General features: G+C 62.1%; 19 protein-coding genes. 9 read left to right on the top strand and 10 right to left on the bottom strand.

Translation table 11 applies throughout. From position 1 onward, the window contains the following. Positions 1 to 322 precede the first annotated feature (322 nt). Genes nifJ through OES25_15005 form a run of 4 tightly spaced genes read left to right on the top strand, consistent with a single transcriptional unit; the run spans position 323 to position 7683 of the window. Complete coding sequence (gene nifJ, locus OES25_15020; protein MDH3628956.1) at positions 323 to 3859, top strand: pyruvate:ferredoxin (flavodoxin) oxidoreductase; 3537 nt, start codon at positions 323 to 325, stop codon at positions 3857 to 3859. Further along, complete coding sequence (locus OES25_15015; GenBank protein ID MDH3628955.1) at positions 3856 to 4854, top strand: dihydroorotate dehydrogenase-like protein; 999 nt, start codon at positions 3856 to 3858, stop codon at positions 4852 to 4854. Before nifJ ends, OES25_15015 begins: the two co-directional genes overlap by 4 nt. Further along, complete coding sequence (locus OES25_15010) at positions 4836 to 5879, top strand: cysteine synthase family protein (GenBank protein ID MDH3628954.1); 1044 nt, start codon at positions 4836 to 4838, stop codon at positions 5877 to 5879. Before OES25_15015 ends, OES25_15010 begins: the two co-directional genes overlap by 19 nt. 7 nt (positions 5880 to 5886) lie before the next feature. Beyond that, positions 5887 to 7683, top strand: coding sequence for a heavy metal translocating P-type ATPase (locus OES25_15005; GenBank protein MDH3628953.1), 1797 nt, complete (start codon positions 5887 to 5889; stop codon positions 7681 to 7683). 60 nt (positions 7684 to 7743) lie between these two features. On the opposite strand, the gene OES25_15000 is transcribed toward OES25_15005, so the two are convergent. Then, positions 7744 to 8262, bottom strand: a complete 519-nt coding sequence (locus OES25_15000; GenBank protein ID MDH3628952.1) for a hypothetical protein — start codon at positions 8260 to 8262, stop codon at positions 7744 to 7746. Positions 8263 to 8414: 152 nt separating this feature from the next. Further along, positions 8415 to 9644: a DNA recombination protein RmuC gene (gene rmuC, locus OES25_14995; protein MDH3628951.1), complete on the bottom strand. Its 1230-nt coding sequence runs from the start codon at positions 9642 to 9644 to the stop codon at positions 8415 to 8417. A gap of 69 nt (positions 9645 to 9713) precedes the next feature. On the opposite strand from rmuC, the gene OES25_14990 reads away from it, so the two are divergent. Continuing rightward, complete coding sequence (locus OES25_14990; protein MDH3628950.1) at positions 9714 to 10964, top strand: hypothetical protein; 1251 nt, start codon at positions 9714 to 9716, stop codon at positions 10962 to 10964. Here the strand turns inward: OES25_14990 and OES25_14985 are convergent. Both OES25_14985 and OES25_14980 read right to left on the bottom strand, forming a co-directional pair. After that, positions 10954 to 11907 (bottom strand): carbon-nitrogen hydrolase family protein, encoded by a 954-nt coding sequence (locus OES25_14985; GenBank protein MDH3628949.1) that lies wholly within the window; start codon positions 11905 to 11907, stop codon positions 10954 to 10956. The two genes, OES25_14990 and OES25_14985, sit on opposite strands and share 11 nt — an antisense overlap. Continuing rightward, positions 11904 to 12620 carry a carbon-nitrogen hydrolase family protein gene (locus OES25_14980; GenBank protein MDH3628948.1) on the bottom strand — a complete coding sequence of 239 codons (717 nt, stop codon included), beginning with the start codon at positions 12618 to 12620 and terminating at the stop codon, positions 11904 to 11906. Before OES25_14980 ends, OES25_14985 begins: the two co-directional genes overlap by 4 nt. Positions 12621 to 12818: 198 nt before the next feature. On the opposite strand from OES25_14980, the gene OES25_14975 reads away from it, so the two are divergent. Further along, positions 12819 to 13583, top strand: a complete 765-nt coding sequence (locus tag OES25_14975; protein ID MDH3628947.1) for a DUF6503 family protein — start codon at positions 12819 to 12821, stop codon at positions 13581 to 13583. Here the strand turns inward: OES25_14975 and OES25_14970 are convergent. Continuing rightward, complete coding sequence (locus tag OES25_14970; GenBank protein MDH3628946.1) at positions 13580 to 14290, bottom strand: transposase; 711 nt, start codon at positions 14288 to 14290, stop codon at positions 13580 to 13582. The genes OES25_14975 and OES25_14970 overlap by 4 nt on opposite strands. Positions 14291 to 14460: 170 nt before the next feature. Between OES25_14970 and OES25_14965 the strand changes: the two genes are divergently transcribed. Next, entirely contained in the window at positions 14461 to 15588 is a 1128-nt protein-coding gene (locus OES25_14965) for an efflux RND transporter periplasmic adaptor subunit (GenBank protein ID MDH3628945.1), read from the top strand. A 5-nt stretch (positions 15589 to 15593) separates the two neighbouring features. Beyond that, complete coding sequence (locus OES25_14960) at positions 15594 to 18659, top strand: efflux RND transporter permease subunit (GenBank protein MDH3628944.1); 3066 nt, start codon at positions 15594 to 15596, stop codon at positions 18657 to 18659. Here OES25_14960 and OES25_14955 read toward each other — a convergent pair. The 4 genes from OES25_14955 to OES25_14940 all read right to left on the bottom strand — a co-directional run bounded on the left by OES25_14955 (position 18656) and on the right by OES25_14940 (position 24083). Further along, entirely contained in the window at positions 18656 to 20305 is a 1650-nt protein-coding gene (locus OES25_14955) for an ATP-binding protein (GenBank protein MDH3628943.1), read from the bottom strand. The genes OES25_14960 and OES25_14955 overlap by 4 nt on opposite strands. Positions 20306 to 20310: 5 nt before the next feature. Continuing rightward, positions 20311 to 21447, bottom strand: coding sequence for an FIST C-terminal domain-containing protein (locus OES25_14950; protein MDH3628942.1), 1137 nt, complete (start codon positions 21445 to 21447; stop codon positions 20311 to 20313). An 87-nt stretch (positions 21448 to 21534) separates the two neighbouring features. Further along, complete coding sequence (locus tag OES25_14945; protein MDH3628941.1) at positions 21535 to 22374, bottom strand: hypothetical protein; 840 nt, start codon at positions 22372 to 22374, stop codon at positions 21535 to 21537. Between the two features lie 29 nt (positions 22375 to 22403). After that, on the bottom strand, positions 22404 to 24083 hold the full coding sequence (locus OES25_14940) for an EAL domain-containing protein (GenBank protein MDH3628940.1): 1680 nt from the start codon (positions 24081 to 24083) through the stop codon (positions 22404 to 22406). A 222-nt stretch (positions 24084 to 24305) separates the two neighbouring features. Here OES25_14940 and OES25_14935 point away from each other — a divergent pair, with 222 nt between their 5' ends. Next, positions 24306 to 25766 (top strand): mechanosensitive ion channel, encoded by a 1461-nt coding sequence (locus OES25_14935; GenBank protein MDH3628939.1) that lies wholly within the window; start codon positions 24306 to 24308, stop codon positions 25764 to 25766. On the opposite strand, the gene OES25_14930 is transcribed toward OES25_14935, so the two are convergent. Further along, the coding region (locus OES25_14930) for an ABC transporter ATP-binding protein (GenBank protein MDH3628938.1) at positions 25763 to 26527 on the bottom strand (765 nt) is incomplete at its 5' end. The genes OES25_14935 and OES25_14930 overlap by 4 nt on opposite strands.

The raw sequence follows: 26527 nt of genomic DNA, 5'->3' as shown, positions 1-26527 counted from the left end.
CTCAGGCCGAGGCGCTCGCCGGCGAGACCGACGCCGCGATCGATCGACTCGAAAAGCTGGTAGCACTCCAGAATCCGTTCGTCACCCGGGCATCCTTGCGAATCGACCCGGCCTGGGACTTCCTGCGGGACAACCCACGCTTCAAAGCACTCGTGAAGTAGACAAGGCGACAGAGAAAAGGGGACAGATTTATTTTTTCAGCGAAAAATAAATCTGTCCCCTTTTCTCTGTCCTCCTTCTCACAATAGACCGCCACCGTCCGCAGGTCCCCTTCCGAACACGCGCCCGCGACCCCACAATATCTCTGCGGGGGTGCAAGATTATGAAACCTGTAGCGGTCATGATGGACGGTAACGAGGCGGCAGCCCACGTCGCCTTTCGTACCAACGAGATCGCGGCGATCTACCCGATCACGCCCTCGTCGCCGATGGGTGAGCTGGCCGACGCCTGGTCCGCCCGCGGCGAGACCAATCTGTGGGGCACCGTCCCACGGATCATCGAGATGCAGTCCGAGGGTGGCGCCGCAGGCGCGGTCCATGGCGCGCTACAGACCGGCGCGTTGACGACGACCTTCACCGCCAGCCAGGGGCTGCTGCTGATGCTGCCCAACATGTACAAGATTGCGGGCGAGCTGACGTCGACGGTCTTCCATGTCGCGGCACGATCGGTCGCGGCCCAGGCGTTGTCGATCTTCGGCGACCACAGCGACGTGATGGCGGCGCGGATGACCGGCTGGGGCATGTTGTTTGCCGGCTCGGTGCAGGAGGTGATGGACTTCGCGTCGATCGCCCAGTCCGCGACCCTGGCCAGTCGCGTGCCGATGCTGCATGTCTTCGATGGCTTCCGCACATCCCACGAGATCGCCAAGGTCCATCGACTGACGGACGCACAGCTGCGCGAGATGATCGATGACGAGCTGGTGCGCGCGCATCGCGATCGCGGGCTGTCCCCTGACCGACCGTTCATCCGTGGCACCGCACAGAACCCCGACGTCTTCTTCCAGGCTCGCGAGTCGGTCAATCCGTACTACCTGGCGGCGCCGGAGATCGTGCAACAGACCATGGATCGCTTCGCCAAGGTCACCGGCCGCAAGTATCGGCTGTTCGACTATGTCGGCGCGCCCGACGCCAAGCGGGTGCTGGTGTTGATGGGGTCCGGCGCCGAGACGGTGGACGAGACCGTCGCCCACATGCGCTCTCGCGGAGAGAAGGTCGGCGTAGTCAAGGTGCGGCTCTATCGGCCGTTCGCGGTGCAGGCGTTCCTGAAGGCGTTGCCGACCACGGTCGAGTCCATCGCGGTGTTGGATCGCACGAAGGAGCCGGGCTCGGTCGGCGAACCGTTGTACCAGGATGTGGTCACCGCGCTTCACGAGGGACCATGGAAGGGAAAGCTGCCGCATGTCGTCGGTGGGCGTTACGGGCTGTCGTCGAAGGAGTTCACACCGGCGATGGTCAAGGGTGTCTTTTGCCTGTTGCGTAAGAAAGCACCACGCAACCACTTCACCGTCGGCATCCACGACGATGTGACCCACACAAGCATCGAGTACGACCCGTCCTACACGACCGAGACTGCCCAGGTCATGCGTGCCGTCTTCTGGGGGCTGGGCTCCGACGGGACCGTCGGCGCCAACCAGAACACGATCAAGATCATCGGCGAGCGCACGCCGAATCATGCGCAGGGCTACTTCGTCTACGACTCGAAGAAGGCCGGCGCGCGGACCGTCTCGCACCTGCGCTTCGGGCCGCAGCCGATCAAGAGCGCCTACCTGATCGGGCGTGCCAACTTCATCGGCGTCCATCAGTTCGGTTTTCTGACGCGCTACGACGTGCTGGGTTGTGCCGAGGACGGAGCCACGGTGTTGTTGAACGCGCCGTATCCACCCGACGAGGTGTGGCAGAACCTGCCGCAGACCGTACAGCAACAGATCGTCGACAAGTGTCTGTCGGTCTACGCCATCGATGCCTACCGTGTCGCGAATGAGCTGGGGCTTGGCGCACGGATCAACACGATCATGCAGACCTGCTTCTTCGCCATCAGCGGCGTGCTGCCGCGGGACGAGGCGATCGACATGATCAAGCAGGCGATCCGCGATAGCTACGGCAAGCGTGGCGAGATCGTGGTTCGCCGTAATTTCGCCGCGGTCGATGCCAGCCTGGGACAGCTCCACGAGATCGCGGTGCGCTCCTCCGCCGACAGCGGCATCAAGATGCCACTGCCGGTCGCGGAACACGCGCCGACGTTCGTGCGCGAGGTGACCGGAGCGATGATCGCAGGTAGCGGCGACGGGCTCCCCGTCAGCGCCTTGCCGGTGGACGGAACGTACCCGAGTGGAACGGCCCAGTGGGAGAAACGCAACATCGCCCGGGAGGTGCCCGTCTGGGACCCCGACACCTGTATCCAGTGTGGCAAGTGCGTGCTGGTCTGTCCCCACGCGGTGATTCGCGGCAAGCTGCTGGACCCCAGGGAACTGAAGACGGCGCCGGACGGTTTCCTGGCGGCGAAGGCCCGTTGGCGCGAGCGTTCCGACCAGCAGTACACGCTGCAGGTCGCCGTCGAGGACTGCACCGGCTGCCGACTGTGTGTAGAGATCTGCCCCGCCAAGAACAAGCAGGCGGTCGGCCTCAAGGCGATCAACATGGAGGCGGTCGAGCCGCTTCGTGAACAGGCACGACAGCACTGGCAGTTCTTCAGCGATCTCCCGGCCAACCGCCCGGAGAGCGACCTGCCGCTGGCGCAGGTGAAGAACGTTCAGCTTCTGGATCCGCTGTTCGAGTTCTCGGGGGCCTGTGCGGGTTGTGGCGAGACGCCCTACCTGAAGCTTGTCAGCCAGCTGTTCGGCGATCGCTCGATGATCGCCAACGCCACCGGCTGTTCCAGTATCTACGGCGGCAACCTGCCGACGACACCCTGGTCGGTCAACAAGGAAGGTCGCGGTCCCGCCTGGTCCAACTCTCTGTTCGAGGACAACGCCGAGTTCGGCCTGGGGATGCGTGTCACGCTGGACAAGCAGATCGAGTATGCCCGCGAGCTACTGGTCCGGATGAAGTCGACGATCGGCCAGGAGCGGGTCGATGCGCTGCTTGACGGTATGGACGACATCGACGCCCAGCGTGAACGGGTCAAGGACCTGAAGACGCGGCTGGCCACGGATCACTCGCCCGAGGCGCGGGATCTGCTGGGTCTGGCCGATCGTCTGGTCCGCAAGACGGTGTGGATCGTCGGCGGTGACGGCTGGGCCTACGACATCGGCTTCGGTGGCCTGGACCATGTGCTGGCCAGCGGTCGCAACGTCAACCTACTGGTCCTGGATACGGAGGTCTACTCCAACACCGGCGGCCAGTCGTCGAAGGCGACACCGCTGGCGGCGGTGGCCAAGTACGCCGCGGCCGGCAAACCCACACCGAAGAAGGACCTGGGGTTGATGGCGATGGGCTACGGCAACGTCTACGTCGCGTCGATCGCGATGGGGGCCGGCGACACGCAGACGGTCAAGGCGATCCTCGAGGCCGAGTCCTACGACGGCCCGTCGTTGATCATCGCCTACAGCCACTGCATCGCCCACGGCATCGATATGACCAAGGGCCTGCAGCAACAGAAACTGGCGGTGGACTCGGGCTACTGGCCGCTCTATCGCTTCGATCCCCGTCGCGATGCTGACGGAGACAACCCCCTGCAACTGGATTCGAAGGCACCCAGCATTCCGTTGGAGACCTACGCCTACAATGAGAACCGCTACCGGATTCTGAAGCAGAGCGCGCCGGCGCAGGCGGCAACGTTGATGAAGGCCGCGCAGCAGGTGGTGACGGATCGCCGTCGTCAGTACGAGGAACTGGCCGAGAAGAGGACGAGGGAATCATGAATCTAACCACCAGCTACCTCGGCCTGTCGTTGAAACACCCGGTCGTCCCGTCGGCCTCGCCGCTCTCGTACACGTTGGATGGCATCCGCAACCTGGAAGACGCCGGCGCCTCCGCCGTGGTGATGTACTCGTTGTTCGAGGAGCAAATCGAGGCAGAGAGTCATCTGGTCGATCACTACCTGGATTACGGAACCCACAGCCATGCCGAGGCGTTGGACTATGCGCCGGAGATGGACTCGTACAACGTGGGGCCGGATGCCTATCTCGATCTTGTCCGTCGCGCGAAGCAGGCGCTAGACGTGCCGTTGATCGGCAGCCTGAATGGCGACTCCAAGGGTGGCTGGGTCAAGTACGCCCGTCATATCGAGGAGGCCGGCGCCGATGCGCTGGAGCTGAACATCTATTACATCCCCACCGACCCGGAGGTTGACGGGGCAGCCGTCGAGCAACGATACGTCGACGTCATCAAGGCGGTCCGTGCGGAGGTCTCGATCCCGGTCGCCGTCAAGGTCGGACCGCACTTCAGCGCGTTTGCGAATGTGGCGCGTCGTTTCGCCGAGGCCGGAGCCGACGGTCTGGTGATCTTCAATCGCTTCTACCAGCCGGACTTCGACCTGACCGAGTTGGAGATCGTGCCCCATCTGGTGCTCAGCGATCCCCACGAACTTCGCCTACCCCTGCGCTGGACGGCGCTGCTGTACGGGCGAATTCCCGTCGACCTGGCGATCACCAGTGGGGTTCACGGACACGAGGACGTGTTGAAGGGCTTGATGGCCGGGGCTAAGGTGACGATGATGACCTCGCAACTGTTGCGCAACGGTGTCGGGCGCATCGGTGAAGTCGTCGAGAAGATGACACGCTGGATGGAATACAACGAATACGAATCCGTCGTGCAGATGCAGGGCAGCATGAGTCAGAAGAACGTCGCCGACCCCACGTCCCTGGAGCGGGCCAACTACATGCGAGTCTTGCAATCGTGGAATCCACCGGTTTGATTCAGGAAGGAGACCACCGTTTTCAGTCGCTCCGCTGCCTCGTGGGCGACACCCCGATGCTGTCGATCCACTGCCGCTATCGCGGTAAGGAGACGACGGTTCACGCGAAGTTCGAGATCCGCAATTTCACCGGCAGCATCAAGGACCGGATGGCCTTGCGGATCCTCGAGGATGCGTATCGGGAAGGTGCCCTGCCCCAGGACGCCATCATCGCCGAGGCGACCAGCGGCAACACCGGCATCTCGTTCGCTGCGGTGGGTCGCGCGTTGGAGCACCGCGTTCGGATCTACATGCCGGACTGGATGAGCCGCGAGCGGGTCGAGGTGATCCGCAGTCTGGGCGCCGACGTCGTGCCGATCTCGCCGGAAGAGGGTGGCTTCAAGGGCGCCATCGCCGGTGCCGAGGCCTTTGCGTCCGAACACGATAACGTCTTCCTGCCACGACAGTTTGACAGTGCCGCCAACGTCGAGGCCCATCACGACACGACGGCGCCGGAGCTGCTGGCGCAGTTGAGGTCCCGCGGTGTGCGGCCGACGGCGTTCGTCGCCGGTGTCGGCACGGGTGGCACCGTCATGGGGGTCGGCTTCTATCTGCGCGAGCATGTACCCGGCATCACCATCCATCCCCTGGAGCCGGCCAACTCGCCGACGCTGCGCACCGGAAAGCGGACGGGCAAACATCGGATTCAGGGCATCAGCGACGAGTTCATTCCGTCGATCGTGCATCTGGACGAAGTGGATGAGCTGGTCGACGTCTGGGACGGCGATGCGATCATCGCCGCACAACGGCTGGCCTCGGAGTTGGGGCTGGGTGTGGGGATCAGCTCGGGTGCCAACCTGCTGGGTGCGCTGCAGATCGCCCACGCCCAGGGCAAGTACGCGGCCGTGGCGACGGTCTTCCCCGACTCCAACAAGAAGTACTTCACCACCGACCTCTGTCGCGAAGAGCCGCTGGAGCCGCACTACCACTGCGCCGAGCTAGAGCTGTTGGGCTGTCGGGTCACCCCACCGGTGGACTACACTTAGCCCGACCATGTGGGCCCGCAAACAACTGCCGATCGCCGGCCTGGCGCTGCTGGCGATCGCGCTGCATCTGATCCTCGGTAGTCGTGTCCCACTGTATGTCGCGCTGATCCTGGGTGGCCTGCCGCTCGTCATCGATCTCACGCTGAAACTGGTGCGTCGCGAGTTCGGCTCGGACCTGCTGGCGGGCATCTCGATCGTGACGGCGATCCTGCTGGACGAGTACCTGGCGGGCACGCTGGTCGTGTTGATGCTCTCCGGCGGTGAGGCGATCGAGCAGCTGGCGGTGCGTCGGGCCTCGTCGGTGCTGAAGGCGCTGGCCAATCGCATGCCGTCGACGGCTCATCGACAACGCGACGGAGAGTTGGAAGAGATCACGCTGGATGACGTGCGGGTCGGCGACACGTTGGTGGTCCTGCCCCACGGCGTGGCACCCGTCGACGGCACGGTGGTCGGAGGGCACGGCGTCATGGACGAGGCGTTCCTGACCGGCGAGCCCTACGTCGTATCGAAGACACCGGGTTCGCAGATCATCTCGGGCGCGATCAACGGCGAACACGCGTTGACGCTCCAGGTCGATCGTCTGCCGGTGGACTCCCGTTACGCGGCCATCATGCGGGTCATGCGGCAGTCGGAACAACAACGCCCCCGCATCCGCCGACTTGGAGATCGGCTTGGCGCGTTCTACACGCCTCTGGCCGTCACGCTTGCGTTGATTGCGTGGGCCATCAGCGGTGAGGCGGTGCGGTTCCTGGCGGTGCTGGTGGTGGCGACTCCCTGTCCGCTGCTGATTGCGATCCCGGTCTCGATCATCGGCTCGATCTCGCTGGCGGCGCGGCGGGGCATCATCGTGCGGGATCCGGCGGCGCTGGAGACGGTCGACCGTTGTCGGACGGTGATCTTCGACAAGACCGGGACGCTGACCTACGGACGACCGGAGCTGACGGAGATCGTCAGCGCGGACGGTGTCGACTCGCGGGAGGTTCTGGGATTCGTCGCCAGCCTCGAGCGTTACTCGAAGCATCCCCTCGCCGGTGCCGTGGTACACGCCGCCAAGGAGCTGAAGCTTGCCGACGCCGAACGGATCCGCGAGGTTCCGGGCGAGGGTCTCCTCGGCATCGTGCGTGGGCGCCGGGTTCACGTCACCGGTCGCGATCGACTGGGCGACGATGTGACGCAGCTGCCGGAGATCGTCGGCGGCCTGGAGTGTGTCGTGTTGCTGGACGGCGTCTACGCCGCGACGCTTCGCTTCCGCGACGAGCCGCGAAGCGAGGGCGTCGACTTCATTCGGCACCTGACCCGGCGTCATCACTTCGAGCGGGTGTTGCTTGTTTCCGGGGATCGCGAATCGGAAGTGCGCTACCTGGCCGACCGTGTCGGAATTACGGAAGTCTACGCGGAGCAGTCTCCCGAACAGAAACTGGCGATCGTCCAGGCCGAGACGGCTCGCGCACCGACGGTCTTCGTCGGCGACGGCATCAACGACGCGCCTGCTCTTGTCGCGGCGACCGTCGGCATCGCGCTGGGACAACACCACGAGGTGACCAGCGAGGCGGCGGGCGCCGTCGTGATGGACAGCACCCTGACCCGCGTCGACGAGTTCTTCCACATCGGAAGTCGCATGCGCTCGATCGCAATGCAGAGTGCGGTCGGCGGCATGGCGCTCAGCGTGGTCGGCATGGGCTTCGCCGCCGTCGGGCTGTTGACACCGGTGCTCGGTGCGCTGGTGCAGGAGGTGATCGACGTGATCGCCGTCCTCAACTCCACCCGCGCAGCCCTGAAACCCCGGTCGTTGAGCGATATCTAAAAGGGGACAGATTTATTTTTCCGTTTCGCAGCGAAACAGGAAAAATAAATCTGTCCCCTTTTAGTCATCGACGTATCGACGGTAGAGCGCGCGGGGGGCGAGGCAGCCCAGCCAGCCGAGGACGGCGCTGGAGCGTAGCCAGAACGGGCCTTCCCAGTAGTCCAGGTAGCCACGGTAACTGGACCAGCGCCATTCCTCCGGGCGATCGACAAGACCGGCCTCGACTGGGTTTCGGTGGATGTAGCGGGTCACGCCCAGGAGGTGTCGACCGACTTCCAACGGGAGAACGCGCGGCGCACCGATCTCCTCCGTCAACTCCGCTTCAAGGAAACGGATCGCACGCCGTAACTCGGACTCCGTTGTGCGAACCAATAGGTGGTAGTGGTTCCCCATCGCGCAGTAGGCATGGACGACGACCGGACGTTCCGTCGCGATCTTGCCGAGGTTTATGACGAATCGATCCGCGGCATCCTCGGTGGAGAATAGTGATTCACCAACCGGCGCGTGATTCATCACATGGAACCAGCGACCCTCGAGGACCCTGGGGAGTCGGTTGGTGGGACGGATCGGTGTTGACACGCAGGTAACATTTTCATGCTCTACGGCAAAAGACAATCCGATCGATCGGCCAAATGGTTTCGGATCGGAGACCAAGAAAGGGAACACTAAAAAGGGGACAGATTTATTTTTCCGTTTCGCTGCGAAACGAGAAAAATAAATCTGTCCCCTTTTTAGTGTTCCGGCGGCGCCGACGTCTGGCGGACCTCCTTCTCGACCCGCTCCAGCTCCGGCAGCCCTTCCTTGGCCGACAGCTTCTCGATGACACGGGCCTTGGGCAGCACCCGTGTCTCGTACGACGCCACGGCCTTGTTGTAACCCTCGACGGCGGTGCCGAGATTCTTGCCGACCCGGGCGATGTGCCCCTGGAAGGTCTTCAACCGATCGTGGAGCTCCGACGTCTCGTCCCAGATCTGTTGCGCATTGGCGGCCAGTATCTCCTGCTGCCAGTAGAGACTGACGGTCTTCAACAACGCGATCAACGTCACCGGTGTCGCGATGAGAATCTTCTTCTCCATCGCCTCCTGTTGGAGGTCGGGCTGCACGGCAAACGCCGCCGACGCCACGCTCTCGATGGGGATGAACATCACCGTATAGTCCACCCGCCCCCCGACAAGCTTCGGGTAGTCCCGCTTGGCCAATTCCAGCATGGTCGTGCGGACGATCTTGCCGTGGGATTCCAGATGGACCTTCTGCTGCGCAGGGTCATCGGTCTCCATCGCCTTCTCGTACTCGGTGAAGGGCACCTTCGAGTCGATCGGAATCCGCCCCTCACCGGGGAGCACCACCACCATGTCTGGCCGGCCGTCGCTCTCTCCCTGATCCTGTTCCACGAAGTCGCAGTGTTCCGTCATGCCGGCGACGTCGACGATGTTGCGCAGGGCCATCTCGCCCCACTTGCCGCGGGACTGGCTGGAGCCGCGTAGCGCCGTCGACAACGACTGGCTTGCCTCTTCCACCGCCTTGGTCTGCTGGGACAGACCGACCACCTGCTGATGCAGCGAACCGAACTCCTTGATCCGCTGCTCCTCGATCCGGCGATGCATCTCCTGGAACGTTTCCATCTTCTCGCGAACGCCGTCGAACTGTTTCTCGATGGCCTCGTGACGTTGGGTCAGCTCCGTCGCATGCTTCTCTTCCGTGCGACCCAGCCGCTCCTCGGCATGCTTGAGGAACTCCTCGCGGTTCTCCTTCAGCTGCTCGGCGGAGAAGGCCTGGATGCTCTCTTTCAGGGTCTCGCGGTCGAGCTTGATCTGATCCAGCTGTTCCCGGGCGGCATCCCGCTGGGCCTCGGCCCGGGCGATCTCGACCTGATCCTCCGCAGATCGACCCCGTCGTTTCATCAACGACGCAAGTACGAAGCCGACGATCAGGGCGCCGACGACCCACAGGGCAAGTTCCATCAGATGACCTCGTCCCCCATGTTACCCAATCCTCGGGATGCGGTGTAGCCTCATAATCCGGAGGCCAACTTGAGATCGAAACGTCGTGTCGCGTTTTTCTTGTTTCTTATGTGTGGGACCGGCGGCCTGACCCTCGCCGACTCCTGCCCACCCATCGAAAACGTCCGATCGGTGCTGTCGCCGGGGACACTGCTGCTGCTCGGCGAGCTCCACGGCACCCACGAGAGCCCGGGATTCGCCGCCGACGTCCTCTGTCATGCGACACGGAAGAAGGGCGAGGTAATCCTTGGGGTCGAACTATCCGGCGATATTCAGCAGGCCATCGACACCTTCATCGACTCCGAAGCGACCGAGGCCGATCGCGCGGCACTGATCAGCGGAAACATCTGGACGCGAAGTTATCAGGACGGACGCAACAGCGGAGCGATGGTCGATCTATTGGCGTCGGTGGCTGCATTGCGACGTGACGGAAAGAAGATCCGTGTCCAGACCTTCGACGCGACACCGGGAAACGGATCGGTCCGCGATCGCGCGATGGCGGAGCGACTGATCGCCAGCATCAAGAACAACCCGAAGGCGATCCATGTCGTGCTGACCGGGAACGCCCACAGCCGTACGGCCCGGGGCGGTCGACAGGGTCGAGACTTCGAACCGATGGGGTACCTCGTCAAGGAGAGCAAGGTCGCCCGTCGAACCATCGCCCTGGATGTCTCTCACTCCGGCGGGTCGGCGTGGATCTGTGCCCCCGATTGCGGCGTGGTCCAGCTGGTAGGCCACGGCGACGATGCGACCGGGGTCATCGAGATGAACGACGACACACGCACGTCCGGTCATGACGGCATCTATCGGATCGGTTCGATTTCGGCCTCGGCCCCGGCGGTTCAGGGAAACGTTCTCTTCGCCGAACTCGACCTCATGCTGGCCCCGGTCAGCGATAGGCCGACTGCCGACGACGATTGGCCGGAGCAGGACGCCGAGACGTTGGCGGCGTTCCAGGGTTTCTGGGAGGCCTATCAGTACGGCTCCGTCTCGTGGACGCTCGACGTAGACGGTGCCAGATTCCGTGGCGTCCTGGGGGAGGACGACTGGTACGAAGGCACGATCCGCGTCCGACGCGATAAGACCCCGCACGAGATGGACTTCCAGATCGAGGACTGCGTCTGCAGTTACAAGCAGATGTCGAGTCTCTCGATCTTCCGTGAAGATGACAAGACGATCGTTGTGGCCGCCCCATCACCCGGCTCGCCGCGACCGCTGTTCTTCAACAAGAACGACGGAACGATGGTCGAGCTGCGACGGGCGGAGCGCCCTAGTCCGTAAACTCCGCGGTGGTCTGTCGCTTGCGGTTGACGACCAGACGAGTCACATCGGGACGAGAGTAATGCCCCACCACGTCCAGACTGTGTCGTTCCTGTCGAACCAGGTCGTGATCGAGGGTCGCGATCCGTAACACCTCGTCATCGGTGGCAGGTTCCAGCACCCACTCGCCCGTCGGATCTGCAAGACACGATCCACCGTTGGCCATCACCTCGTCGAAACCCGTTCGCAGCGAGTCGTGAAACGGCAGATCGGCGGGAACGTCTTCCGGCCGCATGAGCCCCGATGCCGACATCACGTAAGAGCGCGACTCCCGCGCGATGAAACGTGTGATCTCCTCGGTGTTCTGAATCCCCCCCGGCCAGATCGCCACGTGCAGATCCTCCCCTTGCGCGTACAACGAGGCACGCGCCAGAGGCAGCCAGTTCTCCCAGCAGTTCAATCCGCCGACGGTGAACGGATCCAGCTTGTGGGTCCGTAGCCCGTTGCCGTCGCCGATGGCCCAGACCAGCCGCTCTTCATGGGTCGGCATCAACTTGCGATGGGTCGATTCGATGACCCCCTCTTGCGAGATGTAGACCATCGAACAGTAGAGGCTGTGCCCCCCACGATCGGCGGCACGCTCCATCACACCGACGTAGACGGCGATCTGTCGCTCCTTCGCGACCGCGCAGATGGAATCCAGATGCCCGGCCTCGATACGCACACCCTCGTTCACGTAGTGACTGAACAGTTTCTTCTGTAACTCCGACTCGAACTTCGCGCCGTCGGTTCGTGCGACCCAGAACGGGTAGCCCGGGACTAGCGCCTCACCGAATGCCACCAGCCGGCAGCCCTCGTCGGCGGCGCGCCCGATCCACTCGACGACCTTGGCGAGGGTCGCGTCTCGTTTCAGCCAGATCGGTGCGATCTGTGCCAGGCCGACGGTGAGTTGTCTGTCGCTCATCTGAATTGAACCTCTGCGGAGATCAACCCCCGCCCCTTTCCCTCGTGATAGGCGATCCGATTTCCGTCTGCATCCCAGATGGCGCTGCCACCGGCCGATTCGAAACGACTTGTGTCGTTTCCAAAATTGGCAAGAACGACCGCCATCGAATGATCCCTGGCGTAACTCTGTAGCCGCTGGGTATCCCCAGGATAGCCGGACGGCATGAAGAAGGCACTGACCAGGTAGGCGTTGGCGTCAAGTTCGACGGCTCGCGCCACGTGGTCGGGGTTATTTGCGTCGGCGCAGATCGCGACGGCGGCGTTCATGCCGTCTCTTCTAATCAAGGGATTGCAGGCACCGGGCTGGAAGAACGGGCTCTCGGATTCATGGACGTACAGCTTCGTATAGACATCGATCGAACGACCCGGCGCACAGATGAAACAGGCGATGTGCAGCCCCGTCGACATCCGCACCGGTGCGCCGGCGACGATCGTCATGCCGTGACGGGCGGCGGCCTCCCGTAACGGTTCGACACGAGCATCGTCTTCTGTGAACGCCAGGTTCTCCGCAATCTCTCGCTCGTAACCCGTCAGCGACAGCTCCGGGAACACGAGCGTGGTGACCTGTTTTCGCGCGGCCTCTTCGACGAATTGCAGATGTTCCTGGAGGTTGGCCGCGACGTCGCCGGCGACCGGAAGGGTTTGAGCGGCGGCCAATGTCGGAATCGACATGAGCGTTCTCCCGTAGCAAAACAGCATGGTCTCACGTAGGAATGAGCGGCGCGGGACCCTTTTTTAGAGTGCGTCGGTTCATCAACTTGTCACGGCCGGCACAACGGCGTTCTCACAGATCGATGTGGTGGAATCCGCGGGTTGCCACCAGTGGCGATTGTTCCGAATAGACCCAGGGTCGTAGTCTACAATCCGGGCATGATGAACCAACGATCAAGACAGCTTGTTCTGTTCCTCGCGGTTACCGGGCTGCTTGCTGCGCTCACACCCGCCTGCAAACCGAAGATCTCGGAAGCCGAGGCGCTGCTTCAGCAGTCGATCGACTACCACGATCCCGAAGGGGCGTGGTCCTCGAAGCCCATCGAGCTCACCGTCATGGTTCGACTATCGGAGCGCCTTGCCGCCGATCGTGGTTACGAGAGTCGCACCGATCGGATCAACTTCGACAACGGCAACGACACGTTCCGCTACCAGTCGGTCAAGGGGGACGCCCGCATCGAGATCATCGGCGAAGGGGATGAACTTCTTGCGCTGCTGAACGGATCCTCGGAGATCAGTGACGAGGACAGGGCCACCCACTCCCTGGCTGCTAACGGGCTCCCGCGATGGCGCGACTATTTCAGCTACATGTTCGGCATGCCGATGAAGCTGCGGGATCCGGGTACCTATCTCGATCCGACGGTGAAGCGGATGACGTTCGAGGACCGGGGCGTCCTCGCGTTACGGGTTACCTACGATGAGGAAGTCGGCAGCGACGTCTGGGACTTCTTCATGGATCCCGACACCAAGGCGCTTGTCGGCTGCCGGTTCTTCCACGACGAGTCCATCCCGGACGGCGAGTTTCTTCTGTTCGACGGCGAGGTCGAGGGACCCCACGGCCTGCTACTCCCCCGGAACCGCTATTGGCGCATGAACGTCGACGGCGAATACATCGCCCTCGACGAGATCCTGTCCATCGATTAAATGGGGACAGATTTATTTTTCTTGCCGCGCGGCCGGCCCCGCCCGCGAGACACGACGCGACGCTCCATGCGTTTTTCTACGAGTTCCTGGAATTGAACCCCGCCGGTCAGTTGTCCACGTTGCGCGGCATGGCGGATCAGTTTCAGTTCACTGGCGGGGATCGATTCGTTCACCCACTCCCGATAGCGCGCGAGACGTTCACCCCGTGTAACTCCGAGATCGAAATAGAGCGAGTGTTCATCCAGCCACGGCAGGTCAGGCGAAATTGCGTGGTGGGCGTAGCTCGACCAGGGATACTGAGCGGGAGAAGCGACCATCCCCGCGCGGACAGGGTTTAGCTCGATATAGCGAAAACACGCCATCAAGTAAGGATCGGTGTCGATAGGACTCGATTTGAATCGGCCCTCCCAGACGGTGCCTGTTCGCTCCTCCAATCGATTGATGAACCTCGTATATCGCCCACCGAGGCGCTTCATGAGCCTGCCGAGACTTGTGGGGTCTTCGCCAGGCTCGATGACCATGTGTACGTGGTTCGTCATCAGGCAGAAGGCGAAAACTTTGCACTTGAATTGCTGCTTCCACTCCACGAGCGTCCGCAGGTAGGACTTGTAGTGTTCCTCTCGCGAGAAGAGCGGCTGCCGGTTGTGCCCCCGCTGGATGACGTGATGGGGGTAGCCCGGCATCACGACGCGTGCCGTCCGTGGCATGGCTAGGATCCAGAGGAGGCGGGCACCGGGTCTAGTCTACGCGATCCCCGTCGACCTCGGATCGTATCGAGTTGCCGTCCGGGAACGGCAGAAAATAAATCTGTCCCCTTTTCTAATCGATCGACGGGGTAGCTAGATTTCGCCGCCAGAAGCGCTACGATGCAGGCATCATGAAAACCCGCGTTGCCCTCGCTGTCTTTCTCCTCATGGTGATCGTTGTCGCTCTTGCCGGGGTGCGAACCCTACAGGTCCGCGCCATGATCGACGCCGGTGCCGATTTTGTGCCGCCTCCGATCGCCGTCGGTCTAGCGGAGGCCCTCGACGAGTCCTGGGTCAGCCAGCTGGGGGCCGTCGGGACGGTGACCGCCATCGACGGCATCACGGTTCGCAGCGAGGTTTCGGGAGTGGTCCGCACCATCGCGTTCGAGCCCGGCACACGGGTCGATGCCGGCGACCTGCTGATCGAGCTGGACCGCACGGTCGAGGCGGCCAACCTGCAGCAGGCCGAGGCCGAACTGGATCGTGCTGACCGACGTTTTATCCGTGCCCAGGATCTGATCAAGAGCGGCACGATCTCCGTTTCGGATCTGGATGACGCGACGGCGGAACAGGCGGCGGCGGTCGCGCGAGTCGCATCGCTTCAGGCAACGCTGGACAAGAAGACGATCCGCGCGCCGTTCTCCGGAGAGCTGGGGATCCGACAGATCAGTCCGGGACAGTACCTCGATCCGGGCGATCTTATCGTCGAGCTGCAGTCCCTGGATCAGGTGTACGTTCGATTCTCGCTGCCCCAGCAACATCTATCGCAACTTGCGGTCGGCCTGGGCGTCGTGGCATTCAGCAACGCCTACGCCGATGAGACGTTTCGCGGCAATATCACCGCCGTCAACCCACGGATCGATCCCGCGACACGCAACGTGACCGTTCAGGCCACGTTCGACAACCTCGGTCACAAACTCCGCGACGGCATGTACGTCTCGCTTGGCGTCGTGTTGCCACAGCAACGCCAGTTGGTGGCGATCCCGGCGACCGCCGTGCTCTACGCAGCGTTCGGCAACAGCGTCTTCGTCGTCGAGGAGACGACGGGCGACGATGGTTCAACCACGCTTGTCGCTCATCAGCGGATCATCCGACTCGGAATCACCCGGGGCGACTACATCGAGATCGTCGAGGGGCTCCAGGCCGGCGATCGCGTGGTCTCTGCCGGCGCTTTCAAGCTGCGGAACGGTCAGACGATCACCGTATCCGACGTCGGCGTGGTCCCCGCGAATCGAGACCCCTCTCCGGACGATTCCTGACCGGCATGCACTTCACCGACCTATTCATCCGGCGACCGGTGTTGGCGTTGGTCGTCAATCTGGTGATCATCATTGCCGGTCTGCAGGCCGTCCGCACGTTGACGGTTCGTCAGTATCCGGCCAACGAGAACGCGACGATCACGGTCACCACCGTCTATGTCGGGGCCGATGCGGAACTTGTCCGGGGGTTCATCACGGTACCCATGGAGCGTGCGATCGCGGGAGCCGACGGCATCGACTATCTCCGCTCCAGCTCGACGCGTGGACTGTCGACGATCACCGCCCGATTGGATCTGAATTACAACTCGACTGCCGCGCTTGCAGAGATCAGCTCGAAGGTGGATCAGGTGCGTGGGGACCTGCCTCCCGAGGCCGAGGTTCCGACGATCAACATCGAGACGGCCGATTCGCAGTTTGCGGCGGCCTACCTCAGCTTCGACTCCGATCTGCTGGAACAGAACGAGATCACCGACTATCTGGTCCGGGCCGTGCAGCCACGGCTATCGGCGGTCCCCGGCGTTCAGCGCTCGGACGTCCTCGGCGCACGAAACTTCGCCATGCGGATCTGGATGAAGCCGGAGCAGATGGCGGCCTACAACATCTCACCGGCGGAGGTTCGCGAGGCGGTCCGCAGCAACAACTACCTGGGTGCGGTGGGACAGACCAAGGGTGCGCTGATCCAGATCAACCTGTCAGCCAACACCGACCTGCGAACGGTTCAGGAGTTCCAGCAGATCGTCCTGCGTGAGAACGAGGGCGCTCTCGTTCGGTTGAAAGATGTCGCCGAGGTCGTGCTTGGTGCCGACGCCTACGACACGGAGGTCCGCTTCTCCGGCAAGACCGCGACGTTCATGGGGATCTGGGTTCTCCCCAACGCCAACGCGATCGATGTCATCACGTCGGTGCGGGAAGAGTTGGATGCGATTCAGGCCGACCTCCCCGAAGGGCTTTCGGCCGGCATTGCGTATGACTCGACGACCTATATCCGTGGCGCGCTCTCGGAGGTCCTGACGACGCTTCTGGAAACTCTGGCCATCGTCATCATCGTGATCTTCCTGTTCCTCGGCTCCCTGCGCTCGGTTCTGGTGCCGGTCGTCGCCATCCCGGTCTCTCTGATCGGGGCGATCTTCCTGATGCAGGTGTTCGGATTCACGATCAACCTTTTGACGCTGTTGGCAATCGTCCTCTCGGTGGGACTCGTCGTCGACGACGCCATCGTGATGGTCGAGAACGTCGAACGAAACCTCCGTCGTGGCATGAAACCGTTCGATGCGGCCATCACCGGAGCCCGCGAGTTGGTCGGACCCGTGATCGCCATGACGATCACGCTGGCGGCGGTCTACGCACCCATCGGGCTGCAGGGTGGCTTGACCGGGTCGCTGTTCCGCGAGTTCGCGTTCACGCTGGCCGGCGCGGTCCTGATATCCGGTGTCGTTGCTCTGACGTTGTCGCCGGTGATGTCGGCCTACTTGCTGCCGGCGGACGGCGAGAAGCGCGGACTGAGTCTAAGAATCGATCGTGGTTTCAGCCGACTGCGCGCGCTCTATCGACGGACTCTGGACGGCGCGTTGACGGCGCGACCGGCGATCTACGTGCTCTGGATCGGACTCTCGATCCTCGCCGGTCTGATGTACTTTCAGTCGCCACGCGAGCTTGCGCCGACCGAGGATCAGGGGGTCGTCTTCGGCATCCTCGAAACCCCGGCCAACTCGACGCTGGAACTCACGTCCGCCGGCGCGTCTGCCGCCAACGACATCTTCTTCTCTCTGGAAGACGCCTCCTACTCGTTCCAGATCACCAATCCCGGTGGGGGTTTCGGCGGGGTCGTTCTCAAGAGCTGGGAGGAACGCGATCGCACGGTCTTCGATATCCAGAACGAACTCTCCGCTCGACTCTCCCAACTCGCCTCGATCGATCTCGTCCCGATCGTCCCGTCTCCGCTCCCGGGTGGCGGACAGTTCCCGGTCGAGTTTGTGCTGGCATCGACGGCCGAGCCGCAACAGCTCCTGGAGATCGCCCAGCAACTTCAACAGAAGGCCACCATGAGCGGCCTCTTCGCCTTCCCACCACTGATCGATACGAAGATCGATCAGCCACTCACCGAAGTCGTACTGGACCGGGACAAGATCGCCTCGATGGGGCTGGATCTCCAGACCATCGGAGCCGACCTCTCCGCCATGGTCGGTGGCAACTTCGTCAATCGATTCAACATCCAGGGACGAAGTTACAAGGTCATTCCACAGATCAAGCGGCTCGATCGACTGAACCCGGAACAGCTGCAGAGCATCTACGTGACCGGGCCCGCCGGCGACCTGATCTCGCTCAGCACCGTCGCCCATCTGGAACGACGGGTCCAGCCTCGTTCGCTCAACCGCTTCCAACAGCTGAACGCGGTGACGATCAGCGGTGTGTCCATCAAACCACTGGACGAGGCGTTGACGTTCCTGGAGGACGAGGCCACCCGGTTGATGCCGCAGGGCTATCTCATCGACTACACCGGCGAGTCACGACAGCTGCGAACCCAGGGCAACTCTTTCATCTGGACGATCATGCTGGCGTTCATCCTGATCTACCTGGTCCTCGCCGCGCAGTTCAACAGTTTCCGCGACCCGTTCGTGATCCTGGCCGGATCGGTACCGCTGGCGATGTTCGGCGCCCTGCTGTTGACCTTCCTCAAGATGCCCAACGCGCAGCAGCCGTTCTGGACCGATGGCTGGACGACGACGATGAACATCTACTCTCAGGTCGGACTCGTCACGTTGATCGGCCTCGTCTCGAAGAACGGAATCCTGATCGTCGAGTTTGCCAACGTGTTGCAGCGCCAGGGCAAGAGCAAGCTGGAGGCCGTTCGCGAGGCCGCCGTCGTTCGTCTACGACCGGTGCTGATGACCTCGACGGCGACGGTGTTGGGGCATTTCCCGCTGACCCTCGTCACGGGTGCCGGCGCCGAGGCTCGCAACAGCATCGGACTTGTGCTGGTGTCCGGAATGGCGGTCGGGACGCTCTTTACCCTGTTCGTGGTCCCGGCGATCTATGTCTTCTTCGCCGCCAATCACTCGAAGAGTCTCTAGGCGTTCAACACGCCTGCGACGGCACGACTGATCTGCCGCAGATCGTAGGGTTTCGCCAGGATGGCGTCGAACCCGTGTTGCCGGTAGTTGGCCATGACGGGATCGTTGGAATAGCCGCTGGAGGCGATCGCCACTAACCCGGGATCGATCGCACGCAGCTGCCGGGTCGCCTCCGCGCCGCCCACACCGCCGGGGATCGTCAGGTCCATGATCACCGCGTCAAACTTGCTTCCGCTGCTCATCGCATCGACATACGCTCTTACCGCGGACTCGCCGTCGGCAACCGTCTCCACGTCGTAACCGAGCCCGTTCAACATCGTACTTGCGACCTTGAGGATCTGCACCTCGTCGTCCATGATCAGGACCCTTCCGAGACCTTCGACGACCTCCACTCGCGGGGCGTGGTCTGCCTGCGGCGCGCCATCTGCCGCCGGCAACAACACCGTCATCGTGGTTCCCGTCCCCGGCGCGGAGTTGACCATGATCTCGCCGTGATGTTTGCGGATGATCGCATAGCTACTGGCCAGACCAAGCCCGCTACCGTGGGGCTTGGTCGTGAAGTACGGATCGAAGATCTTGTTTAGATGTTCCGGTTCTATCCCGCTTCCCTCGTCGGTAATCGCAATCGAGACGCAATGTGTCGCCGGTAGCGTGGGCTCGATGCCGTCGCACTCGATATTCCTTGCGACGATCGTCACGACGCCGCCGTCGGGCATCGACTGGTCGGCGTTGATGATCAGGTTGTTGATCACCTGATGGATCTGTCCCTCATCGACCTGAACAGGATGCAGACCCTCCGCGATGTCGAAGACACTGCGGACATTAGAGCCACGAAGTGCGAAGACAGCCGACTGGCGAATGAGATCCGACGCCGATGCCGCTGCCGTGATCGGCGAACCGCCACGGGAGAACGTCAGTAGTTGTTGTGTCAACGCGGCGGCGCGATGGGCCGCCTGCTCCGTCTCGCGGAGGCAGACGCCGACCTCGGAATCGCGATCGATGCTGTCGCTGGCGATCGAGACGTTGGCCAGGATCGCCGTCAGGATATTGTTGAAATCGTGAGCGATCCCACCCGCCAACAATCCGACCGATTCCAGTTTGGAGGAGCGTAGCCTTTCATCCTCGGCCTTCTTCATCGTTGTGATGTCACGGATGATGACGATGATCTGACCCATGACGAGGGGCAGGAGTCTGGCCTCGAACTGTCGCTTTTCCTTTGACACCGTCAGTTCGTATTCGATGGTGGCGTTCCGCGCGGTCGAACGAACCGTCTCACACGCCGCCCCGAACCGTGCTGCGACCTCTGGATCGGGGATATCCCGCACAGTCTTACCGATCATCCTGGCTGCCGGTAGGTAGAGATAGCGATCGTCGCCAGTCTGCAGATTGAGGATGCGATCTTCGCGATCGAGCCAGATAAAGAGGTCGGGAAACGCGCGAAGCACCGCACGCACCTCGGCGTTGGCCTGCAACAGCTCCTGAGAACTCAGGTCGAGGGATCGCTCCAGCATCGCGCGGTCGTCATCGAAGCCGGCATAGGCCTCGTCGACCATCTGGACGAAACGACGCCACTCGTCGGGAATCAGTTCCTCGCCCAGGGCCAGGCGTTTCAACTGTCGCCGTAGCAGGCTGTGGTGTTTATCCATGGCCGCTAGAATTCCGAGAAGGTCGTGATGGTCATCGTCTGGTTGTGTAGCTCACATCGTCCATGCGGCGAGAACGGCGAGATCTCACCGTAGGAGTAGAAACCGGACAGAACCGTCGATGCCCCGAGCACATCTCGCACGGCCTCGACCTCCTCCTCGGTGCGTTGCTTGAGGACCATCTTGCGGCCGACGCAACTGATCAGGATCGCCAACTCCGGCTTTCCTTGACCCAGCGGTGCCGAGCTTGCGGCCGCCGCACCGGAGGCCCCGTCCACGAGGCGATCGAAGTTGGCCTTCATCAGGCGGGCATACCAGCCTTCGGGGACATCGCCCGCGAAGGTTACGCTGTTCTCTTGTTCATCGACGGCGAGAATTGTCCGTACCAGACCGTCGGTCCCCTCCTCGCTTCGCATCGATAGCGGGAACAGCAGACCGGTCGCCGGCAGGCCGGCGGCATGTTCGCCGAGATAGCGTTTGTACAACTCCAACGCCGAACGTCCGTCAAGTTCGTACAGAACGTTCCCCTGCGAGCGGGTCACCAACCGTTCAGGGCCGAACGGATCCCAGCCACCAAGAGACCCGTAGCCGACCCGCAAGCGATCCCCGTAGAACGCCAGTGCAGAGACGGTGTCCCGGGCGGGTTCTCTGTTGGGGATCACGAAGGTCCGCTCGAAACGATCCCCATCTCCCGAGAGGCCCCCCGTGACATTGACATGGGATGGGAGATTCTCCGTAAGGCCATCGACGAGTTCGCTGCCGTTGACGCTGGTCCCGTCCGAGATGACGAAGACGTGGACCAACCCCTTGGTATCGAGCTGCTTCGCCAGCAACTCACCGGCGTGACGACTTGAGGACGTATCGGCCAGGGCGATATGTTTGCTCTCGACATGGCTGGACGAGAATCGCGCAGCCGTGATCACCAGCGAGTCGTCGGAAACGTTGACGCCTTGGATCTCACCGGCCGTGGAACATCCGACCACCTGCGCTCCGGGGTAGGCCGCCCGCAGCGTCTCGAACTGGGCACCGCGCTCCATGATCGCCGAGCTGCCGAAGGCCAGCACCATGTCGGCGTCGGACAGTCTTCCCGGTGGTTCGGGAGCCCATCCATCACTCTCCGTCCATGCGAACTGCTCAAGTTCCATGTGGGTTCCTCGGTTCGTGGCCGTCGTCCGTGCGCCCTAGTCTCTCATATTGAGCCGCCTCGCAATCAAACGGACGACCCGGTCGATCTAACGACGATGCTTCCTGCCGCCGAAATGCCCGCCGATGCCGAGGATGACCTCGGAGGTATAGATCGCCGACTGGGAGATACTCCCATCGCTACCGAGAAACGGCGCGTCGTTGATCTTGCCCAGTACGTGGCGTGAGGCCGCCTCGATGAAGAAGCTCCGATAGATGAACCGAAGCTTGGCTTCCACGTCGATGCCGTAGCCCGAGACCTTGAAACGATTGTCGACGTCTCGCGGTTCATTGGTGGCCTGATCCCAGATCTGTACACGCGTCTTGGGATAGAGCAGGCCGGCACCGCCGCCTAAACTACCGACCAGCGACCAACGTTTGTCGTCCTTGACAACGATCGGATAGAAGTACTGGGCCGACGAGTGGACGTAGTTGTAACCATCGGAATGTTCGACTTCCAGGAAGCGGGCATCCTGCATGGCCTGAGCGGTGGCGAAGTCGACCTGCGTCCCATCGATCCAGACCTGCCGACCGTAGCTCCCGGTGATGTCGTAGCTCCGAGAGTTGTCGAAGACCCACTTCATGTGATCGGTGCCGACCTCGATGGCCCAGCGGTCCGAGACGAACCAACCGAATCGAACGTTGTACTGGGCGGTGGTCGAGAAGTACGAGGAGACATCCTGCGAGGGACGATCTTCGCCGCGAGCATCGTGAATCGTAAACGTCCCGTCCGGAGAACGAACGGTGAGATCGGCGTCGGAGTTATAGCCGCGATTGAAGCCCCAGAAGATGTACTTCCTGCCCTTGTTGCCAAGCTCTTTTTTCTCGGCGGCGGCCGCGATCGGGACGACGAACAGGGCCGCCAGGAGAACGAGCAACAGATGTCTCATGGGGCGTGATTCTACTCTTTCCAGAGACGCTACGCGGAAAGAGCCTGCCTGAGAATCAACGAGACCAGATCGTCCGGTGGCATGGGTCGACCGTAGAGGAACCCCTGGACCTCATCACAGCCCAGGTCGCGCAGCAGCGTTGCCTGCTCTTCGGTCTCGACGCCCTCCGCCAGGACATGCAGGCCGAGGGCGTGACCCATGGTGACGATGGCGTTCAGGATAGAAGCGTCGGTCTTGCGGTTGGCGCAGTTCTGGACGAACGACTGATCGATCTTGATCAGCGAAATCGGCAGGACGGAAACGTGAGTCAGTGAGGAATGCCCGGTCCCGAAATCGTCCATGGCGATGCCGATGCCCATCTGTTGCAGCTGCGCCATGGAATACGAGCCCTGCTCCGGATTCGCCATCAACGCACTCTCCGTCAACTCGATGACGAGCTGTTCCGGAGGAAGACGCGCTTCCTGCAGGATCATCGAGACTTCGTTGGCGAAGTCGGGACGCTGAATCTGAAGTGCCGAGACGTTGACACAGATCCGTATCGGCACACCGGCGCGGCGGTTGAATTCCGCGCATTGTCGGACGGCTTCCTTCATGACCCATCTTCCGAGAGGAACGATCAGGCCACACTCCTCGGCGATGGGAATGAACTTGAGGGGCGAGATGACCTCATCCCCGGTGCGCCAGCGGACCAGCGCCTCGACGCCGACCAGCTTGCCGCTCTGGAGATCGAACTGAGGCTGGTAGTAGACGACGAACTCGTGATTCTTGATCGCCAGGCGAAGATCGCGCTCCAGAACCAATCGCTCCATGGCGCGCTGATTCAGTTTTGGCTCGAAGATCTGGTAGTTGTCGCGGCCCAGTTCCTTGGCTCGATAGAGCGCCATATCCGCGCTCTTCATCAGCGATGCGCCATCCTTACCATCGTGGGGAAAGATCGCGATCCCGATACTGGCCGAGATGTGGAGATCGTATTCCTCGATCAAGATCGGTGGACGGAGGATCTCCAGGAGTTGCTCCGCGATCACGGCTGCGTCTTCCTTGTGTCGTAACTCCGAGGCGATGAGGACGAACTCGTCGCCACCGAGTCGAGCGACCGTGTCCCCTTCTCGCTTTCGCGAGTTCAATCGCTTCGCCACCTCGACGAGGAGTTCGTCACCGGCGGCATGACCGAGGGTGTCGTTGATGGTCTTGAATCGATCGAGGTCCAGGAGGAGGATCGCCGTGCTGGTCTCCGCGCGACGTGCACGACCCACTTCCTGGGCCAGTCGATCCCTGAACAGGGCCCGATTCGGGAGTCCGGTGAGAGAGTCGTGGTAGGCGTTGTGGCGGATATCGCGGTCGGCCCGGTAGCGATCGCTGATGTCCCGAACGCTCCAGACCCGACCGACGGTCTCGCCCTCGATGATCTGCGGCATCGAGACACACTCGAAGGCCCGCCCGTCCAGGAACTCGACGACGTGGGATGAGCGGGGTGGGGCGGTCTCCGTGACGGAGTTCACGTGATCGATCAGAGCCTGAGGGTCCTTGAGCTGCTTGAGGGCGAACTTCGAGACGACCTTCTCCTCACCCGGAGTCAGAACGTGCCGGGGGATCCTCCACATCTCGTGAAAGACTCGGTTGGATGTGACGAAATTGCCGTCGGAATCGACGACAAGAATCCCGTCGGCCGTCGCATCAAGCGTCGCCATCAACATATCTACACGGCTCATCGAACCGCTCCGACTCGTACCCACTGGAGATCTCCTCGGTACCAAACTTGAGGAGCCTGAGCCGACAGTGCAACCAATTCGTTGCTTTAGTTTTTTAGAGTGTCACTGGCTGTCGGTCGGGATCACGTTCTTGAAACCCGAATCCCGAAAATTGCAATTTTTTGTAAGAACCCTGTTCGAATTGGGCCTCTTTCGGTCCATCCTAGGGGCAGGAGGTAGATCATGAACGAGTACATGACCGATCTGTGGCAGTCTCTCATCGGAACGCTGGGGGACTCGCTTCCGCGGATCCTCGCCGCTCTGGCGATCCTCGTTGGCGGCTGGCTGGTGGCCGTCGTGATCCGCGCGATCATCCGACGCGGACTCGGAATGCTCAAGATCAATGAACGGGTCAAGAGCCAGACCGGCAACGAATTGGAAATCCAGAACGGTGTGGCGTCCGGCGCGTTCTATATCGTCATCCTGATGACGATGGCCGCGTTCTTTAATACGTTACAACTCACGCTCGTTTCTGAGCCGTTGCAGTCCCTCGCAGGGAAGATCATCGATTTCCTTCCCAACCTCATCGCGGCCGGCGTCCTGATCGTCGTCGCGTGGATCATCGCGACGATACTTCGTCGGCTGGCGACGACCGCCCTCGCTTCGACGAAACTCGATGAGAAGCTCAGCGACGAAGCCGGCATGCGCCCGATGAGCGCGAATATCGGCAACGTCCTCTACGGGTTGGTCCTGCTGCTCTTCCTGCCTGCAATACTCGGGACACTGGCGCTGGGCGGACTGCTGGAACCGATCCAGAGCATGCTCGACAAGATGTTGTTGATGGTTCCCAACATCATTGCTGCGGCCGTCCTCGGTGTCGTGGGTTGGTTCGTCGCCAAGCTGCTGCGTAGCCTGATGACCAATCTACTGGCGGCCGTCGGCGTCGATAAGCTCGGTGCGAGCGCCGGCCTGTCGGGGTCCATGACCCTCTCGCGGCTCTGTGGGTTGATCGTCTTCATCTTCGTGTTCGTTCCGGCCCTGATCGCGGCGCTCAACGCGCTGAAGATCGAGGCCATCTCTCGTCCCGCGACGGAGATGCTGGGAACGTTCATGTCGGCGATTCCCAACCTGTTCGGTGCCGCGATCATTCTTGGGATCGCGTTTTTCGTCTCTCGTCTGATTGGTTCACTGATAACCAGTCTTCTTGCGGGAGTAGGCTTCGACAGGCTTCCCGGTGCGATCGGGCTTGGGAACCTGTTCCCGGAGTCGAATCCGGCCAGTCGCATCGCCGGACGGGTGGTGGTCTTCTTCTTCATGTTGTTTGCCGTCGTCGAGTCGGCAACGATGCTCGGCTTCACTGCCGTATCTGATCTCGTCGCGATGTTCATCGAGTTCGGCAGTGAAGTGCTCCTCGGCGTGGCGATCATCACCATCGGTCTCTGGCTTTCCAACATCGCCCACGGTGCGATCTCACGAATGCAGCGAGCCAACGCCGGCTTCATGGCCGGGTTGGCCCGATTCGCCATCCTTGGCATCGTCTTCGCCATGGGGCTGCGTGCCATGGGGATCGCCGACGACATCGTGAACCTGGCTTTCGCGCTGACGTTGGGATCGATCGCCGTCGCCGTGGCGTTGTCGTTTGGTCTGGGGGGCCGAGAAGCTGCGGGCAAGACGATGGAGCACTGGTTATCCAGGTTCCGCTAATCGTCCAGTAACGGGCTGTCGGTCATGGGGTGATGACAGCTGAAGCGATGACCATCGCCGGTCTGCCGGACCGTCGGGGCGGTTTCGCGGCAGTCCGACTGGACGATGGGACAACGTGTGTGGAATTCGCATCCGTTGGGTCGTGCAAGAAGGCTCGGTACTTCTCCGGCCAACTCGAGTCGCTCACCGACCGCGTCGGGGTCGGGGCTCGGGTTGGCCGATAGGAGTGCTCGAGTGTAGGGATGTCGCGGTTGGTCCAGAAGTTCGGCGGAAGGACCCTGCTCTACGAAACGACCCAGATACATGATCGCCATCCGGTCAGCGACATGACGCACGATGTTCAGATTGTGCGTGACGATCATCATCGACAACCCCATCCGCTCCTGCAGGCTGGAGAGTAGATTCAGAACGCCGCCCTGGATACTGACATCCAGACCTGCGGTCGGTTCGTCGGCGATGATCAGATCAGGTTCCAACGCCAGCGCCCGGGCGATGCCGACCCGTCTGGCCTGCCCACCGGACAATTCGTGAGGGTACGCGTCGGCCAATCGCTCACTGAGGCCCACCGCGTCCAGTAACCGATTCACCCGTTGGTCCCGGTCGCCCTTATCCATGGAGTGGATCTCAAACGGCTCCAGCAACTGCGACCGCACATTCATCCGCGGACTCAGGGAACCCGTCGCGTCCTGGAACATCAGGGCCACACGTCGACGGTCCGGCTGGAGTCTCTCCCGAGCGTCTCGCAAGACCTCTTCGCCGTT

It is taken from the genome of Acidobacteriota bacterium (genome assembly GCA_029861955.1).
Lineage (GTDB): Bacteria > Acidobacteriota > Polarisedimenticolia > Polarisedimenticolales > Polarisedimenticolaceae > JAOTYK01.
Note: the sequence above shows the minus strand (reverse complement) of the source record. Positions and strands in the feature narration are given on the sequence as shown.

Excerpts from the sequence above, each read along its gene's own strand:
- OES25_14985 (MDH3628949.1), bottom strand. The coding sequence starts at position 11,907 with ATGAGCGACAGACAACTCACCGTCGGCCTGGCACAGATCGCACCGATC.
- OES25_14945 (MDH3628941.1), bottom strand. The coding sequence starts at position 22,374 with ATGAGACATCTGTTGCTCGTTCTCCTGGCGGCCCTGTTCGTCGTCCCG.
- OES25_14935 (MDH3628939.1), top strand. The coding sequence starts at position 24,306 with ATGAACGAGTACATGACCGATCTGTGGCAGTCTCTCATCGGAACGCTG.
- OES25_14940 (MDH3628940.1), bottom strand. The coding sequence starts at position 24,083 with ATGAGCCGTGTAGATATGTTGATGGCGACGCTTGATGCGACGGCCGAC.
- OES25_14980 (MDH3628948.1), bottom strand. The coding sequence starts at position 12,620 with ATGTCGATTCCGACATTGGCCGCCGCTCAAACCCTTCCGGTCGCCGGC.
- OES25_14970 (MDH3628946.1), bottom strand. The coding sequence starts at position 14,290 with ATGCCACGGACGGCACGCGTCGTGATGCCGGGCTACCCCCATCACGTC.
- OES25_14955 (MDH3628943.1), bottom strand. The coding sequence starts at position 20,305 with ATGGATAAACACCACAGCCTGCTACGGCGACAGTTGAAACGCCTGGCC.
- OES25_14975 (MDH3628947.1), top strand. The coding sequence starts at position 12,819 with ATGATGAACCAACGATCAAGACAGCTTGTTCTGTTCCTCGCGGTTACC.
- OES25_15015 (MDH3628955.1), top strand. The coding sequence starts at position 3,856 with ATGAATCTAACCACCAGCTACCTCGGCCTGTCGTTGAAACACCCGGTC.
- OES25_14960 (MDH3628944.1), top strand. The coding sequence starts at position 15,594 with ATGCACTTCACCGACCTATTCATCCGGCGACCGGTGTTGGCGTTGGTC.
- nifJ (MDH3628956.1), top strand. The coding sequence starts at position 323 with ATGAAACCTGTAGCGGTCATGATGGACGGTAACGAGGCGGCAGCCCAC.
- OES25_14950 (MDH3628942.1), bottom strand. The coding sequence starts at position 21,447 with ATGGAACTTGAGCAGTTCGCATGGACGGAGAGTGATGGATGGGCTCCC.
- OES25_14965 (MDH3628945.1), top strand. The coding sequence starts at position 14,461 with ATGAAAACCCGCGTTGCCCTCGCTGTCTTTCTCCTCATGGTGATCGTT.
- rmuC (MDH3628951.1), bottom strand. The coding sequence starts at position 9,644 with ATGGAACTTGCCCTGTGGGTCGTCGGCGCCCTGATCGTCGGCTTCGTA.
- OES25_15005 (MDH3628953.1), top strand. The coding sequence starts at position 5,887 with ATGTGGGCCCGCAAACAACTGCCGATCGCCGGCCTGGCGCTGCTGGCG.